Origin of the sequence: Photorhabdus africana (assembly GCF_035181445.1) — a bacterium.
GTDB lineage: Bacteria > Pseudomonadota > Gammaproteobacteria > Enterobacterales > Enterobacteriaceae > Photorhabdus > Photorhabdus laumondii.
The window spans coordinates 145,210-160,005 of sequence record NZ_JAXBVE010000008.1; the positions used below are offsets into that span (position 1 = coordinate 145,210).

The 14,796-nt window shown below is 42.2% G+C and carries 14 protein-coding genes and 2 tRNA genes; 6 read left to right on the forward strand and 10 right to left on the reverse strand.

Features of this window, described 5'->3' with window-relative positions; all coding sequences use genetic code 11:
- Positions 1–314: 314 nt before the first annotated feature.
- Complete coding sequence (locus SLS51_RS07070; protein ID WP_323836800.1) at positions 315–992, reverse strand: riboflavin synthase subunit alpha; 678 nt, start codon at positions 990–992, stop codon at positions 315–317.
- 226 nt (positions 993–1,218) lie between these two features.
- On the opposite strand from SLS51_RS07070, the gene SLS51_RS07075 reads away from it, so the two are divergent.
- From SLS51_RS07075 to pykF, 4 genes are all read left to right on the forward strand, one after another.
- Positions 1,219–2,592 (forward strand): MATE family efflux transporter, encoded by a 1,374-nt coding sequence (locus SLS51_RS07075; RefSeq protein ID WP_323836802.1) that lies wholly within the window; start codon positions 1,219–1,221, stop codon positions 2,590–2,592.
- Positions 2,593–2,762: 170 nt separating this feature from the next.
- Positions 2,763–2,839: transfer RNA gene (locus SLS51_RS07080), tRNA-Val, on the forward strand.
- A 48-nt stretch (positions 2,840–2,887) separates the two neighbouring features.
- Positions 2,888–2,964 (forward strand) — tRNA-Val (locus SLS51_RS07085).
- Between the two features lie 403 nt (positions 2,965–3,367).
- Positions 3,368–4,777: a pyruvate kinase PykF gene (gene pykF, locus SLS51_RS07090; RefSeq protein ID WP_323836804.1), complete on the forward strand. Its 1,410-nt coding sequence runs from the start codon at positions 3,368–3,370 to the stop codon at positions 4,775–4,777.
- Positions 4,778–4,786: 9 nt separating this feature from the next.
- On the opposite strand, the gene SLS51_RS07095 is transcribed toward pykF, so the two are convergent.
- Both SLS51_RS07095 and SLS51_RS07100 read right to left on the reverse strand, forming a co-directional pair.
- Positions 4,787–4,924: a hypothetical protein gene (locus SLS51_RS07095; protein ID WP_323836806.1), complete on the reverse strand. Its 138-nt coding sequence runs from the start codon at positions 4,922–4,924 to the stop codon at positions 4,787–4,789.
- Between the two features lie 250 nt (positions 4,925–5,174).
- A complete protein-coding gene (locus SLS51_RS07100; protein WP_323836808.1) occupies positions 5,175–6,026 on the reverse strand; it encodes an enoyl-CoA hydratase-related protein in 852 nt (283 codons plus the stop codon).
- Positions 6,027–6,467: 441 nt separating this feature from the next.
- On the opposite strand from SLS51_RS07100, the gene SLS51_RS07105 reads away from it, so the two are divergent.
- Positions 6,468–6,704: a major outer membrane lipoprotein gene (locus tag SLS51_RS07105; protein WP_036805405.1), complete on the forward strand. Its 237-nt coding sequence runs from the start codon at positions 6,468–6,470 to the stop codon at positions 6,702–6,704.
- A 110-nt stretch (positions 6,705–6,814) separates the two neighbouring features.
- On the opposite strand, the gene SLS51_RS07110 is transcribed toward SLS51_RS07105, so the two are convergent.
- The 7 genes from SLS51_RS07110 to sufA form a co-directional block, all read right to left on the reverse strand.
- Positions 6,815–7,897 carry a L,D-transpeptidase family protein gene (locus SLS51_RS07110; protein WP_323836811.1) on the reverse strand — a complete coding sequence of 361 codons (1,083 nt, stop codon included), beginning with the start codon at positions 7,895–7,897 and terminating at the stop codon, positions 6,815–6,817.
- Between the two features lie 239 nt (positions 7,898–8,136).
- Positions 8,137–8,553: a cysteine desulfuration protein SufE gene (sufE, locus tag SLS51_RS07115; RefSeq protein WP_323836813.1), complete on the reverse strand. Its 417-nt coding sequence runs from the start codon at positions 8,551–8,553 to the stop codon at positions 8,137–8,139.
- A gap of 35 nt (positions 8,554–8,588) precedes the next feature.
- Positions 8,589–9,827, reverse strand: coding sequence for a cysteine desulfurase SufS (sufS, locus tag SLS51_RS07120; RefSeq protein ID WP_323836815.1), 1,239 nt, complete (start codon positions 9,825–9,827; stop codon positions 8,589–8,591).
- A complete protein-coding gene (gene sufD, locus SLS51_RS07125) occupies positions 9,824–11,137 on the reverse strand; it encodes a Fe-S cluster assembly protein SufD (protein ID WP_323836817.1) in 1,314 nt (437 codons plus the stop codon). Before sufD ends, sufS begins: the two co-directional genes overlap by 4 nt.
- Positions 11,112–11,858 (reverse strand): Fe-S cluster assembly ATPase SufC, encoded by a 747-nt coding sequence (gene sufC, locus SLS51_RS07130; protein ID WP_323836819.1) that lies wholly within the window; start codon positions 11,856–11,858, stop codon positions 11,112–11,114. The genes sufD and sufC overlap by 26 nt, the downstream gene beginning before the upstream one ends.
- 56 nt (positions 11,859–11,914) lie before the next feature.
- Positions 11,915–13,411, reverse strand: a complete 1,497-nt coding sequence (gene sufB / locus SLS51_RS07135) for a Fe-S cluster assembly protein SufB (protein WP_323836821.1) — start codon at positions 13,409–13,411, stop codon at positions 11,915–11,917.
- 12 nt (positions 13,412–13,423) lie between these two features.
- Complete coding sequence (gene sufA, locus SLS51_RS07140) at positions 13,424–13,792, reverse strand: Fe-S cluster assembly scaffold SufA (protein ID WP_011146844.1); 369 nt, start codon at positions 13,790–13,792, stop codon at positions 13,424–13,426.
- A gap of 884 nt (positions 13,793–14,676) precedes the next feature.
- Between sufA and SLS51_RS07145 the strand changes: the two genes are divergently transcribed.
- On the forward strand, positions 14,677–14,796 hold a 120-nt coding region (locus tag SLS51_RS07145), incomplete at its 3' end, for a Hok/Gef family protein (protein ID WP_323836830.1).

A 14,796-nucleotide genomic window follows, 5' to 3' on the forward strand; every position in this document is an offset into this window, starting at 1 on the left:
AAAGTGCGGTACCAAAAGGTACGACAGCTTGTGCATTCATCATTTCAACAGCATCATCGTGTGTAGGTTCTTCAAGCCATTCATCTAACTCAATCGGGTTTTCCATAAAAAAGTAGCCTCTAAAAATATCATCATGGGGATTAACCTGCGCTTTACGAGAAAACGCATTAACACAACAATAACAATATTAATTATATTAGTTAACATGATATGCAAGACACTGCAATATAAATCACAAAAAGGAGCATTGATGGGTTCAGTGCTCCCTTTTAGTACACGGTTAATTCTGTTCGAAAGCGACAAGCGAAGTCCGCCTATCGCTCCTCATTTACTGCGCATTCTTCCATGAATGTCTCCGGTTGCTGAGAGGCAACCCGTTCCCGCTCTTTCTGAGCAAGAACACGCTCCACAGTATCAACAATCGCTTGAGTTTGTGAATCAATCTCGATATTAACCCTCTGACCAAGACGTTTTTTACCTAATGTCGTCCGTTCCAGTGTTTCAGGAATAAGGTGAACGCAAAAACGATTATTAACAACATCGCCAATTGTCAGACTGATTCCGTCGATGCCGATAAATCCTTTATGCAAGATATATTTCATTAATTGCTTATCATGGATACGGAACCATATTTGATGATTATTTTCTGAAGTGAAAATTTTAGCTATCTCAGCAACTGTGATGATATGACCGGACATCAAATGTCCACCAATTTCATCCCCAAATTTAGCCGCCCGCTCCAGGTTTACATAATCCCCTGGCTGTAAATCACCAAGATTAGTCAGACGTAGAGTCTCTTTCATCAAGTCGAAACTAATCTCATCGCCTTCTATTTTGGTTACCGTCAGACAACAACCGTTATTGGCAATTGACGCCCCTGTTTCAATACCTGGCAATAATTCAGCCGGGAATTTAACGACATGAGTCCGAAAATTACTTTTTTCATCAATAGCAACCAAGGGTGCTTTTCCCTGAACAATGCCTGTGAACATAGAAGAACCTCTTAATGATTGTGTATAATTATTAATTAGTTTATATCAAGTTGTCATTGATAAATACCACCTGATCATTTGAATATAAACTCAGCATTATTGTTGTAATATGGTATTAAATAGATACAATACTCCGGTTAGTAAGCGGTTGATTTTTCAAAAATCGTTTCTTATATACAGATATCTTTCTTAATATTTTCGACTTTCAATAAAAAAGGTGTAATGCGTGCAGAAGTATTTAAAAGAAGCGCGTAGTTTGCTCGCTCTGGGGATTCCCGTCATTATTGCTCAATTTTCACAAACTGCAATGGGGGTTGTGGACACCGTTATGGCGGGTAGCGTCAGTGCAACAGATATGTCCGCGGTTGCTGTTGGCACCTCGATCTGGCTGCCAGTTATCTTATTTGGTTACGGCTTACTATTAGCTTTAACCCCCATTATTGCGCAAATGAACGGTTCTGGTCGCAGGAATCTCATTGCCAGCCAAACTCAGCAAGGGTTCTGGCTGGCGATTTTTCTCTCCATTATCATTATTGCTATTCTATACAACAGCAAGTTCCTGATTGACAGGCAACACAATATAGATCCACTTTTGGCAGAAAAAGCCGTTGGATTTATCCACGCAATAATGTGGGGTGCGCCGGGCTATCTGTTTTATCAGGTACTGCGTAATCAATGTGAAGGTTTATCGAAAACCAAACCAGGCATGGTGATTAGTTTTTTAGGATTATTGATTAATATTCCGATTAACTACATATTCATTTATGGTAAATTTGGCGCGCCCGCTTTAGGTGGTGTCGGCTGTGGTGTTGCTACCGCCAGCGTTTACTGGGTCATGTTCCTGCTAATGCGTTGGTATGTGAAACGTGCATCATCACAAAGGGATATCCGCCCTAAACATCGCTTTGCCGCACCAGAATGGCATATTTTGAAACGCATTTCAGCCCTCGGCTTGCCTATTGCGATGGCGGTATTTTTCGAAATTACGTTATTTGCCATAGTAGCATTACTGATCTCTCCTTTAGGCGTTACTGCTGTTGCAGGGCACCAAATTGCCCAAAATTTTAGTTCATTAATGTTTATGTTCCCAATATCTTTGGCCGCAGCAACCACTATTCGTGTTGGCTATAATTTAGGGAAAAAATCTATCGAGAATGCCCGGATATCAACCTATACCGGCATTATGGTTGGTTTGGTATTTGCTTGTTTAACCGCAACCTTTTCTATTATTCTACGAGAGCCGATCGCCTTGATGTATAACGACAATCCTGAAGTTATCACCATGGCATCACATCTGATGCTATTTGCGGCGCTTTACCAATTATCTGATGCCATACAAGTGGTAGGGGCTGGTGTTTTACGTGGATATAAAGATACGCGTTCTATCTTTTATATCACTTTTATCGCTTTCTGGATTCTGGGGCTACCAAGCGGTTATATCCTGGGATTAACCGACTATATTGTACCCGCAATGGGGCCACAAGGGTTCTGGATCGGCTTTATTATTGGCCTGACTGCATCAGCAGTGATGATCTTTGCCCGTATTTCATGGACACAAAAACAACCAGATGAGGTAATTTTACAACATTCAACCCACTAATTTACTTTACCCTAAAGCCGGGGATGAATACTTAACTGGTGGAATAAACGACAAATTTACTGTGACAGATGTAAATACGAACAGTTGAACCATAATTTGTATTATTCCCCTTGCCAGAAGGCTAACTCACCGTTAATATTCGTCCCCGTTGTCACCAATGCAATTAGATTGCGTCCGTAGCTCAGTTGGTTAGAGCACCACCTTGACATGGTGGGGGTCGGTGGTTCGAGTCCACTCGGACGCACCAATTGCATAGTGATTACACCGGTCTATAATGATTACACCCGTTTACAGTGCGTCCGTAGCTCAGTTGGTTAGAGCACCACCTTGACATGGTGGGGGTCGGTGGTTCGAGTCCACTCGGACGCACCAAGTCTACAAGTGGCTCTTCTTGTTCTTATTATCTCTTATCTTGGTTGTGCTTAACTTATTTCCACGTCAAAATAGACTGTTGTTTGTTTACAAACAGTTTGCCCGATGAGCCATAACTCTTCTCTGTTAAGATCTGCATCATTTTTCCAGTTTACCGTTATAATTAATTCATATAATCATTTTTCGATTCATTTCACAGAAATAAGTCTCTATAATACGGCGAAATTTAGAGTTGAATGGTTTCAGCTTATTGATTTTCCGAACACTGAAAAAGCACCGCATGTCTTCCCCGCCACTTGTCCTTAATGATGTTGCGCAACGTTCAACACCACATGGTATCTGCGCAAACCATAAAGTTGGCGATTCACTATTTTATCCAATTAAAACCTGTAGATAGATTGTCATGAAAAAAACCAAAATTGTTTGTACTATCGGACCAAAAACAGAATCCGAAGAAAAACTAGCCGAACTGTTGAATGTCGGCATGAATGTTATGCGCCTCAACTTTTCACACGGGGACTATGAAGAGCACGGCCAGCGTATTCAAAATATCCGTTCAGTTATGACTAAGACAGGTAAACAAGCCGCTATTTTGCTGGATACTAAAGGCCCTGAAATTCGAACTATGAAGCTGGAAGGTGGTAATGATGTCTCTCTAACCGCAGGTCAGACCTTCACTTTTACTACTGACACTTCCGTTATCGGTAATAAAAACCGTGTTGCTGTCACTTACCGTGGTTTCCCCGAGGATCTGGCTCCCGGTAATACCGTGCTAGTTGATGACGGCTTGATCGGCATGATAGTTAAAGAGGTCACTAAGTCAGAGGTCATTTGCCAAGTTTTGAATAACGGTGACTTGGGAGAAAATAAAGGTGTTAACCTGCCGGGTATTTCCATCAGCCTGCCTGCCTTGGCTGAAAAAGATAAGCAAGATTTGATCTTTGGCTGCCAACAAGGTGTTGATTTCGTCGCCGCTTCTTTTATTCGCAAACGCTCCGATGTTCTGGAAATCCGTGAACATCTGAAAGCGCATGGCGGTGAAAATATTCAAATCATCTCTAAGATTGAAAATCAGGAAGGTTTGAACAATTTTGATGAAATTCTGGAAGTTTCTGACGGGATCATGGTTGCTCGTGGTGACCTTGGCGTTGAAATTCCGGTTGAAGAAGTGATTTTCGCCCAGAAGATGATGATTCAAAAATGTAATATCGCTCGCAAAGTTGTTATCACTGCAACTCAAATGCTCGATTCCATGATTAAAAACCCGCGCCCTACCCGTGCAGAAGCCGGTGACGTCGCTAACGCTATTTTGGATGGTACTGATGCAGTTATGCTTTCTGGTGAAAGTGCAAAAGGCAAATATCCAATAGAAGCAGTGACTATCATGGCAACGATTTGTGAGCGTACAGACCGCGTTATGCCAAGCCGTATCGAAGCCGCCAATTGCCGTAACCTGCGCGTGACCGAAGCGGTATGTCGTGGTGCCGTTGAAACAGCAGAAAAACTGGAAGCCCCTCTGATTGTAGTCGCAACCTATGGCGGTAAGTCTGCCAAGTCCATTCGTAAGTATTTCCCTGGCGCCCCCATTCTGGCATTAACGACTAATGAAGTGACTGCCCGCCAATTACTGCTTGTTAAGGGTGTTTCTACCCAAATTGTTAAAGAAATCGCCTCTACCGACGATTTCTACCGCATTGGTAAAGAAGCAGCGTTAGCAAGTGGCCTGGCGAAGAAAGGTGAAATCGTGGTTATGGTATCTGGCGCCCTAGTTCCAAGCGGCACAACCAACACGTCGTCTGTTCACGTACTGTAATTTAATAGGTCATTTTACTTCTGAAACATCGCAAATATGGCGGTGTTTCAGGATATTGAATATCTGGTTTTCTCCGCCCATATTCAGTAATACCAAATTATTTTCCCAATCATCATACTCGCAGATTTCTTTTCCGTTATCTTTCAAGTTGCCTCTTTATTGGCGACACTCGCTCACCCCGATCACATCGTTATCTATGCTCCCGGGGATTCACTCCCTTGCCGTCGCGATGCATCTCGAAATCCACAGGGTATATACTAGTTAATATTAATAATCATGCCATTCTCTGTTTTCTCGCGGTCAGAAAATGGCTTAACTCTCAACAATGATAACATTTTCCAGCACTACATCATTTGTGGAGAACCCTCTTTACATCTCATCAACATCTTTATCTTAATCATGGCTCATCGAAAGCTTTACCGACTTCACTTAAATTTTGGAACTCACTTTTTGTTCCGGTCGCTTTCGCTTGAATCGAGCACAGGATATCTTGACGGCTAAAAATCGAAGCTTGCAACAGGGCTATTTGTTGCAATGATTCGTAGACACCATGATCACGGCTGTAAAGCATGGCCCGTTTAACCCCGTTAATAGCAATTGGTGGCCGATCCGCAATACGCCGGGCAGTCGCGAGAGCGCCTTCAATTAGTGTTTCCGTAGAAGGGAACACCTTTACCACCAGCCCCAAATCATGAGCCTGAACCGCACTCAACATATCCCCAGTCAGAGCAAGATAGCGAGCCATACCACCAGGGATCAAATGTCGCAAACGTTGAAGAATACCTAAGTCAGCCATCATACCAATATTGGTTTCTTCTATACGAAACTTCGCATTTTCAGCAGCAAAACAAAAATCGCATGCAGCAATTAAGTCAAAACCCGCACCAAGACAAGCGCCTTGTACTGCGGCAATAACAGGGAATCGTGCACGTTCCAATACACTTATCGCCTCCTGCATTTGCAATAAGCTGAACTGCATCGATTCCCGTTCATTAGGATTAGCCGTATTAGCCTCTTTGCTAGAGGAAAAGATTTGCAAGTCAAGCCCACCACAAAATGTGTTTCCCTGTGCAGAAATCACCATTGCCCGCACTTCACCTGAACGACTGAGTTGCTCTACTGTTTCAGGAAACCGTTTCCAAAACCCAAGCGCCAAACTATTTGCTTTTTCGGGACGACTGAGTTGTAAATGAGCAACTCCGTTGTCAATGCTGATGTTAAAATATTCGTTAGATTGATCAGCTAACATAACAAACTCCTCTTACCAGTTTGAATTTGAGCCTAGAATTCAACCTGAACATTGTCAAGTTATTCATCTACAATAAGATTCAGTTAACAAATTTGTTTTAAGAGAAACCCTAAATTTATGTATAAAAAATGGCTTCATTAAAAGAGATGTCCCGATGGTTCAATAGATGCAAGATGACCTGGATGTTGTATTTTTTATTTATAAGAATTTTTAACTAAAATTATTTCGAAGAATATCATTCCCTCATGGAATAGGCTTTTTTTGATTAAAATGTTACTCAACGGTTTTGTTTTTTTACATTTAGATGAAAATTATCCGCTCACTAAAGAGAAAAATTGAAATAATTGGTTTTCATGATAAAAATTTATTCTCTTTCTAAAAAACTTTGTGTAATACTTACATGGCTACTTGGAGATTAACTTAAATCTAGAGGGTATTATAATGAATCGTACTAAAATTGTACTGGGTGCAGTAGTTCTAGCTTCTACTCTGTTGGCTGGTTGTTCAAGCACTGCTAAGGTTGACCAACTGACTTCTGATATTCAGACTCTGAATGCAAAAGTTGATCAACTGAGCAATGACGTGAACGCAGTACGTACTGACATTCAAGCCGCTAAAGACGATGCAGCTCGTGCGAATCAGCGTCTGGATAATCAAGTTCGTTCCTACAAAAAATAATTTTTTGTAATTATGTACAAAAATGGCGCACAGTCCATCTGTGCGCCATTTTTTTATCACCAGATTCTGCCGATAAATATTAGCGGACGTCCTTGTCCGCAAATAAAATATTAATTTTCCCGATAGATTGGCCCAGGCTGATATAACGGCGGTAATTTAAACGATTCAGATACATCATTATTCACTGCCTGTTCCGCACCTTTAACATCGTCTTCCATCCGCACTATATTCTCTTCTGGATTCTCTTCTGGTAAGTCCTGTTGTGTTTCAGGTTCTATGCCTTTACTTACCAGCACCGGCATACCAGAACGACGTACCATCGCTTGTTCAACAATATTCCTATCTGTCTTGCTATTATCAATGAATTTGTTCAAATCGGCTGAGCGGACAATAGGTAATGTCTGTGGATCATCATCCTCTTTTTTAGACAATGGCTGATGTACTTCCATATAACGCTTACCATTTGGTTCTACCGAATACTTAACCGCCTCATTGATAATTTGTACTCGTGTTCCACGGGGAACGGCGTTGAATAACACTTCAATATCATCAGGACGTAAACGGATACAACCGGAACTCACCCGCATACCGATACCAAAATCAGCATTCGTACCGTGGATCAAGTATTCTCCACGCCCGGCAGCTAAGCGCAACGCAAATGCGCCCATTGGATTTTCCGGGCCAGCAGGAACAACCGCAGGTAAGATAACCCCCTGTTCAGCATAATGTTGACGGATATTCTTAGTCGGCGTCCAAGTTGGATCTTTAATTAGCTGACTCACAGATGTTGTCATCACTGGTGTATTACGACCAAGTTGCCCAATACCAATGGGATAAACGATGACGTTGTTTTTTCCTTTAGGAAAATAGTAGAGTCTGAGTTCTGCAAGGTTAATCACAATCCCCTGCCTCGGTGTATCAGGCAACAACATTTGTGATGGAATAATCAGTTCAGAACCCTGAGCAGGCAAATAAGGGTCGGTACCTGGATTAGCTTCCAGCATCGCCAGTAAACCAATTTTATATTCGGCAGCAATGGCCTCTAAAGAACGTCCATCATCGGGTACAACCAATGTCGTATTTTCGCCAATTAAACGACTATTGGCCGCTGGCAAAGTATATTCTGTGGCACTGACTGTGTTAGTTAGCCCACTGAACAATAACACGCCAATAAACGTTAAAACTCGTTTCATGCTTGCTTCCTGGAATGACTTCTGAATGTTATTGAATAAATTTATACCCGTCATCTTTCAAGTTGCCTCTTTGTTGGCTGCACTCTCTCACCCCGGTCACATAGTTATCTATGCTCCCGGGGATTCGCTCCCTTGCCGCCGCGATCCATCTTGAAATCCATAGGGTATAAGTGTAAAAAGTTGAAGCCTTATTGGCCGTACATATTATCAGTAGCTGAAGAAACGCGTAAGACTGGTATTCAAACCATTTTACTTGCCCTATTTCGGATGGCACATATCATCGCATGTAGCCCCTGCGTGCGTGAAGGTGTCAAATGTTGCTCCAAAGACAATTTTCCAAAATATTCAGTCACATCCAAATCCAGAATTTCCTGGGGTGTTTTATCTTGAAACAGAATAAAGACAATCGCAACCAAGCCTTTAACAATAGCAGCATCACTGTCACCAATAAATTCCACTTTGTTTTGGTGATCCATTCTCAGCAATATCCACACTTGGCTCTGGCAACCTGCAATTAAGTTCTCAGGTTCGCGTTGTTCGTCAGTAAGAGGAGGCAACTTCGCCCCCAGTTCAATCATATAGAGATATCTTTCTTCCCAATTCTGACAACGGGAAAAATTACGTAATAACTTATTTGTGTCGGGCAAACTTGCCATGACTTTTTCCTTACACTCTTTTAATCTATACCAGCTCAACCCAGTAACTTTTCTATTCGCTGCAATGCAACAACAAGTGCATCAATATCTTCTTGCGTAGTATAAATCGCCAATGATGCCCTACACATACTGGAAACATGATAATGTTCCATCACAGGAAGGGCACAATGATGTCCGGTACGGATCGCTATTCCATATTGATCAAGGAAACTTCCCACATCATAAGCATGATGTCGGCCAAGGTTGAAAGCAATAACCCCCTGACGTTGCTCAGGGCCATACAATTTTAGGGTGCTGACCTCTTTCAGCCGTGCCATTGCATAATCCATCAGTACCTGTTCATGCTGCTGAATTTTGTCCAGCCCAAGTGAAGTAACATAATCGACAGCAGCACCAAGCCCAATAATTCCCGTAATATTTGGGGTTCCCGCCTCAAATCGCCACGGTGGTTCCGCATAGGTTATCCCCTTTTGCAGGCTGACCTGTTTTATCATCGCGCCACCCCCTTCCCAAGGTGGCATAGCATCCAGCAGGGATTTGCGCCCATAAAGCACACCAATGCCTGTTGGGCCATATAATTTGTGACTGGAAAAAACATAGAAATCGCAGTCCAGATCCTGCACATCAACTTGCTTATGCATAATGGCCTGAGCACCATCGACTAGAATATGTAACCGACTCCCCTGCTCATGAGCCAGTTTTCTTGCCTGTTTTATGATTTGACGTACAGGATTCACGGTGCCAAGCACATTAGAGAGATGAGTAAAAGAGAGTAATTTAGTCCGTGAATCAATCAAAGAGGCTAAGACTACTTGATCCAATTCGCCATTCTTATTCAATGGCCATACTCTAATTTCAAACCCAATCTGTTCTGCCAGCATATACCACGGAACAATATTGGCATGATGTTCCATTTCAGTAATAACAATATTATCGCCATTCTTGATAAAATTGCGGCCATAACTGTTAGCAATCAGGTTAATCCCTTCCGTCGTACCTTTGACGAAGACAATCTCTTCATGACTTTGAGCATGAATAAATTGCGCCATCTGATGGCGCACATTTTCAACCATTCGAGTAGCCGCAGAGCTCAGGGTATGAATTCCCCGGTGAACTGCCGCATACTGGTGCAAACAAAATTCACTTTCTCGTTCAATAACCGAAACCGGCTTCTGAGCACTAGCAGCACTATCAAGATAAACCAGTGGATACCCATTAACCTGTTGAGTTAATACCGGGAAATCTTGCCGCACCTTTTTTACAGAAAAAATCATCTTTCCACTCTCGCTAAACGGTGCTTAATGTGTTTCATAACCACAGTCTTCAAGAATTCATCTTCAATAGATTCAGTCAGCTCAGCAGCAAAAGCACATACCATCATATGCTCTGCATCACGTCGGCTGATACCACGTGATTGCAGATAAAACAGTTGTTCTTCATCTATCCGACCAACGGTCGCACCATGACTGCATTTCACATCATCAGCGTAAATTTCCAGTTGGGGTTTGGTATCCACTTCTGCCTGTTTGCCTAACAACAAATTGTTATTGGTCATTTGTCCGTCAGTTTTCAATGCATGAGGCGCCACTTTAATCATGCCGTTAAATACCGCTTTGCTCTGATCCATCACAATGGTTTTGTGCAACTGGCGGCTTTCACAATGACCCTTATTATGTTCCAAATAAGTACGCGTATCAGCGACCTCTTTTCCTTGTGGCAATAGTAAGCTGTTCAACAACAGATTTGCCCCTTCGCCATTCAACTTAATACTGGTATTGTGTCGGCCAAGCCCTGAACCTAATAAAAAGCTGGTGCTTTTTACTTGAGCATCACGACCCATCACAATATCGTTATGAGCCAAGTGATAGCTTGCACTGTTCTCAACCCCCAGTTTTATATGGGTGAAATGAGCATTATCCCCCACTTCCGCAGTTAATCGGCCTCCTGTCATATGAGGTTGCTGTCCATCAATACTGACGAAATGTTCAATCACGCTGGCACTCGCATTCGTGCCTACGGCAATGTGGTAGCGGTAATGACTGCTATTCAACGCTTCACTACAGTGACCACTGGTTATATTCAGCAGGTAAAGGGGCTTTTCTGCCACTTGCCCAGCCTTTAACGTAATAACCAAAGGCTGTTGGGCCAAACTCTCTGTCAAATGCAGAAAAATCTCACCCTGTATCGGTGCCGGAAGCCCACTTTTGTTATCCAGTAAACTGAGCTGATATGGCCCAAATTCACAAGAACTCAGTAAAGGTGAAAAACAACCATCCACCATAACGACACGCCAACAATCCATCGAAATCGCCAGTTGTTCGCATTGTGCTACTGTTAATTCCCAAGTTTTGCTGCTGTATTGCCGATTTAATAATTTATCCAGCGGCGTATAACGCCAATCTTCATGTCTGAATTGAGGAAAACCGGTTTTAATGGCTTTCTGCCAATGTAAACTGGCATGAGATGAATCCTCACCATGACGGCAATGATACAAATCAGCAAAACGTGCTAATGCTTGCTGGTTACGTTCTGCAACTTGCCGCACCTTTTCAGTTCTTTCACTGTTGGTCAATAAGCCAGCCATAACCTTGCTCCTCCAACTTTTTCGCCAGACTGAAATCACCGGATTTAATGATTCTTCCCTGATAAAGCACATGCACAAAATCAGGTTTCACATAATCCAAAATACGTTGGTAATGAGTCACAATAATGAATGAACGATTTGGATCACGTAGAGAATTCACCCCATTAGCCACAATTTTCAATGCATCAATATCCAGCCCTGAATCTGTTTCATCCAGAATACAAAGTGTCGGCTCCAGCGCGGCCATTTGCAGAATATCGTTACGTTTTTTCTCACCACCGGAAAAACCAACATTAACTGAACGTGTCAGCAAATCCGGTGGCATATCCAATAATTCAATTTTTTCTTCGATAAAATCGGCAAAATCAAAGCGATCCAGCGGCTCCTGATGGCGATACTGGCGGACCGCGTTCACCGCGGTTTGCAGAAAAAATTGATTACTGACACCCGGAATTTCTACCGGATATTGAAACGCCAGGAAAATCCCCTCGCCGGCTCGCTCTTCTGGCTCAAATCCAAGTAAATTTTTTCCTTTAAAGGTGATTTCACCATCATCAATCTCATACTCTTCACGACCAGCTAACGTTGCTGATAATGTACTTTTACCGGAACCATTCGGCCCCATAATGGCATGAATTTCACCCGGTTTAACTTCAATATTTAATCCTTTCAGGATTTCATTACCTTCAACACTGACTCGTAAGTTTTTAATACTTAACATATTACATGCCTTCGAACGACTTAACGTTTTGTCATAAAAAGGGAAACAGGGAAAACTCATCCGACACTGTGTTCAAGGCTGATCGCCAGCAATTTCTGTGCCTCAACAGCAAATTCAAGGGGAAGTTCAGAGAACACATCCTTACAAAACCCATTAACAATCATAGAAATCGCATCATCTTCACTAATGCCTCGTTGCAAACAATAGAACAATTGATCTTCACCAATGCGGGAGGTTGTCGCTTCATGCTCCAATTGCGCCGTATTGTTCTGTACTTCGACATAAGGGAATGTATGCGCGCCACATTCGGTACCAATCAACATGGAATCACATTGGGTATAGTTACGGGCGTTTTCCGCTCCCGGCAATATTTTAACCAACCCACGATAACTGTTCTGACTACGGCCAGCAGAAATGCCTTTTGAAATGATGGTCGATTTAGTATTACGGCCAATGTGGATCATCTTGGTACCGGTATCTGCCTGTTGAGTACCGTTAGTCAGAGCCACGGAGAAAAACTCGCCAATCGAGTTATCTCCTTTCAAGATCACACTGGGATATTTCCAAGTAATTGCGGAACCGGTTTCCGATTGAGTCCAAGACATTTTGGCATTTTCGCCTTCACATAATGCCCTTTTAGTGACAAAGTTGAGAATTCCCCCAGCACTGTCACCACCGGAAAACCAGTTCTGGACAGTGGAATATTTCACTTCGGCATCTTTATGGATAATCACTTCGACAACAGCAGCATGAAGCTGATAGCTATCACGCACCGGTGCAGAGCACCCTTCTATGTAGCTGACATAACTGCCTTCATCAGCAATCAGGATAGTACGCTCAAATTGGCCCGTTTTCGCCGCGTTGATACGGAAATAGGTGGACAGTTCCATTGGGCATCGAACACCTTTTGGCACATAAACAAAAGTACCATCAGAAGCCACTGCGGCATTCAACGCGGCAAAAAAGTTATCGTGGCTTGCAACCACACTGCCGAGGTATTTACGGACCAATCCGGGATATTCCTGTATTGCTTCACTAAATGAGCAGAAAATAATCCCTTCTTTCGCTAACTTATCCCGATAGGTTGTTGAAACAGAAACGGAGTCAAAAATAGCATCTACCGCAACAGCTTTACCTTCCCGTACAGGAACACCCAACTTATCAAATGCTTCTTCAATTTCCGCGGTTAAATAGCTATCAGCTTGCTCCGCCCCTGTCCCTTGGACAGCACTAGATTGTGAATTGCAACTATCACCACAAGCACCGCATGAAGGTGCTGAATAGTAACTGTAGTCCTGGTAATCAAGATTAGGATAATTCGCTTTCAACCAATGGGGTTCTTCCATTCCTAGCCAATGGCGATAAGCCTCTAGCCGAAATTCAAGCATCCATTCGGGCTCATTGCGTTTTGCGGAAATGGCTCGCACAACATCTTCACTCAAACCTTTAGCTAGTTCATCCGTCGCTACCTGAGTAAAGAAACCTTCTTTATAGCGATGATCGCTGAGCCAAGTCTGCACATCATCACTGATTTCTACATTGCTCTGAGACATATATTGGTACACTTATATACCAAAGCTTTCACCACACCCACAGGCATGTTGTGCTTTTGGATTATTGAATTTAAATATCTGATTTAAACCTTCACGAACAAAATCCACTTCAGTCCCATCAATAAATGGCATTGCCTTCAGAGGAACATATAGACACGCACCTTCATTTTCATACCTCAGATCATCAGGCGCGGGATCGTTAACCATCTCAAACACATAGCCAAAGCCGGCACATCCTGACTGCTTAACCCCCAGATATAACCCTTTGCTTTGTGGGTTTTGCTGCATCAACTTTAAGATCTGCGCTGCGGCTCTCGCGGTGATGGTGATTCCTTGCCATGCGGTTTCATTCAGAGAAAAGGTTTCAACACTGTTTGTCATAGTTGACCTCACATTTATTCTATAGCTATTCTTGCCGCCGTTATCGGAGTGCTCTCCTCCCGTATAATGGTAATGATAACCTTTATCACTTCAACCATTTGTTTTAAGAGGATATACCTTGATCAGCCCAAATTTTATACAAATACGATGATTTATGTTCATTTCACATGAAGGTATATCTTTAATTTATTGTTTTATCTATAAATTATTAGTTTGATCAATTGTGCTATATTTTACTTATTAGCGTAAAATAAAAGCACAAAAAGTTCATCAGAAACACTATTTGATGTGAACTTTCAGATATACGGGAGAATAGTTCCTTTCCCAGTATGAAAATAGCAGCCAACCAGATAAAATTGACATAGTTAGCCGAAGATGCAAAATAGAGATTGTCATTATGATCATAATATATAGAAATAGCATTTCTATTTAATCGAGACAATTAATTAAACACATTCAGAAACTATTTTATCTATATATACCCTATGGATTTCAAGTTGCATCGCGACGACAAGGGAACGAATCCCCGGAAGCATAGATAACGATGTGACCGGGGTGAGTGAGTACAGCCAACAAAGAGGCAGCTTGAAAGATGACGGGTATATTCCATTTTCAACACGCCTTCCTTTCTTTATTAATAGCTTTATTAGCTGGTTAATTTAATTCGAAGGTATTACATGACAATAATAAATGTTTTCAAGATCTTGCATCTCATATGAATAAACGTATACTGCCTCCGGGTGCTTGAGACTTTCTGTCTTGAGCATTATGTTCCAGGCAGAAAGAGAAAAGCCCCATCCGACTATAAATCGAAATGAGGCTACCCCTATGCCTAGCAACGTAAGGCTAGCCTCTTACCTGATAAAAAGCAAGGAGAGAAGGCTATGAAGCCGCAAAAAATCGCAATATTTAGTTTGATCATTATTTGTGTGACATTACTCATATTCACGTGGATAACAAGGGGTTCAATCTGTAAACTCCATATCAAACGAGGTAATACAGAG

Excerpts from the sequence above, each read along its gene's own strand:
- SLS51_RS07100 (WP_323836808.1), bottom strand. The coding sequence starts at position 6,026 with ATGTTAGCTGATCAATCTAACGAATATTTTAACATCAGCATTGACAAC.
- SLS51_RS07105 (WP_036805405.1), top strand. The coding sequence starts at position 6,468 with ATGAATCGTACTAAAATTGTACTGGGTGCAGTAGTTCTAGCTTCTACT.
- sufA (WP_011146844.1), bottom strand. The coding sequence starts at position 13,792 with ATGACAAACAGTGTTGAAACCTTTTCTCTGAATGAAACCGCATGGCAA.
- sufS (WP_323836815.1), bottom strand. The coding sequence starts at position 9,827 with ATGATTTTTTCTGTAAAAAAGGTGCGGCAAGATTTCCCGGTATTAACT.
- SLS51_RS07110 (WP_323836811.1), bottom strand. The coding sequence starts at position 7,897 with ATGAAACGAGTTTTAACGTTTATTGGCGTGTTATTGTTCAGTGGGCTA.
- SLS51_RS07070 (WP_323836800.1), bottom strand. The coding sequence starts at position 992 with ATGTTCACAGGCATTGTTCAGGGAAAAGCACCCTTGGTTGCTATTGAT.
- sufC (WP_323836819.1), bottom strand. The coding sequence starts at position 11,858 with ATGTTAAGTATTAAAAACTTACGAGTCAGTGTTGAAGGTAATGAAATC.
- sufB (WP_323836821.1), bottom strand. The coding sequence starts at position 13,411 with ATGTCTCAGAGCAATGTAGAAATCAGTGATGATGTGCAGACTTGGCTC.
- sufD (WP_323836817.1), bottom strand. The coding sequence starts at position 11,137 with ATGGCTGGCTTATTGACCAACAGTGAAAGAACTGAAAAGGTGCGGCAA.
- pykF (WP_323836804.1), top strand. The coding sequence starts at position 3,368 with ATGAAAAAAACCAAAATTGTTTGTACTATCGGACCAAAAACAGAATCC.
- sufE (WP_323836813.1), bottom strand. The coding sequence starts at position 8,553 with ATGGCAAGTTTGCCCGACACAAATAAGTTATTACGTAATTTTTCCCGT.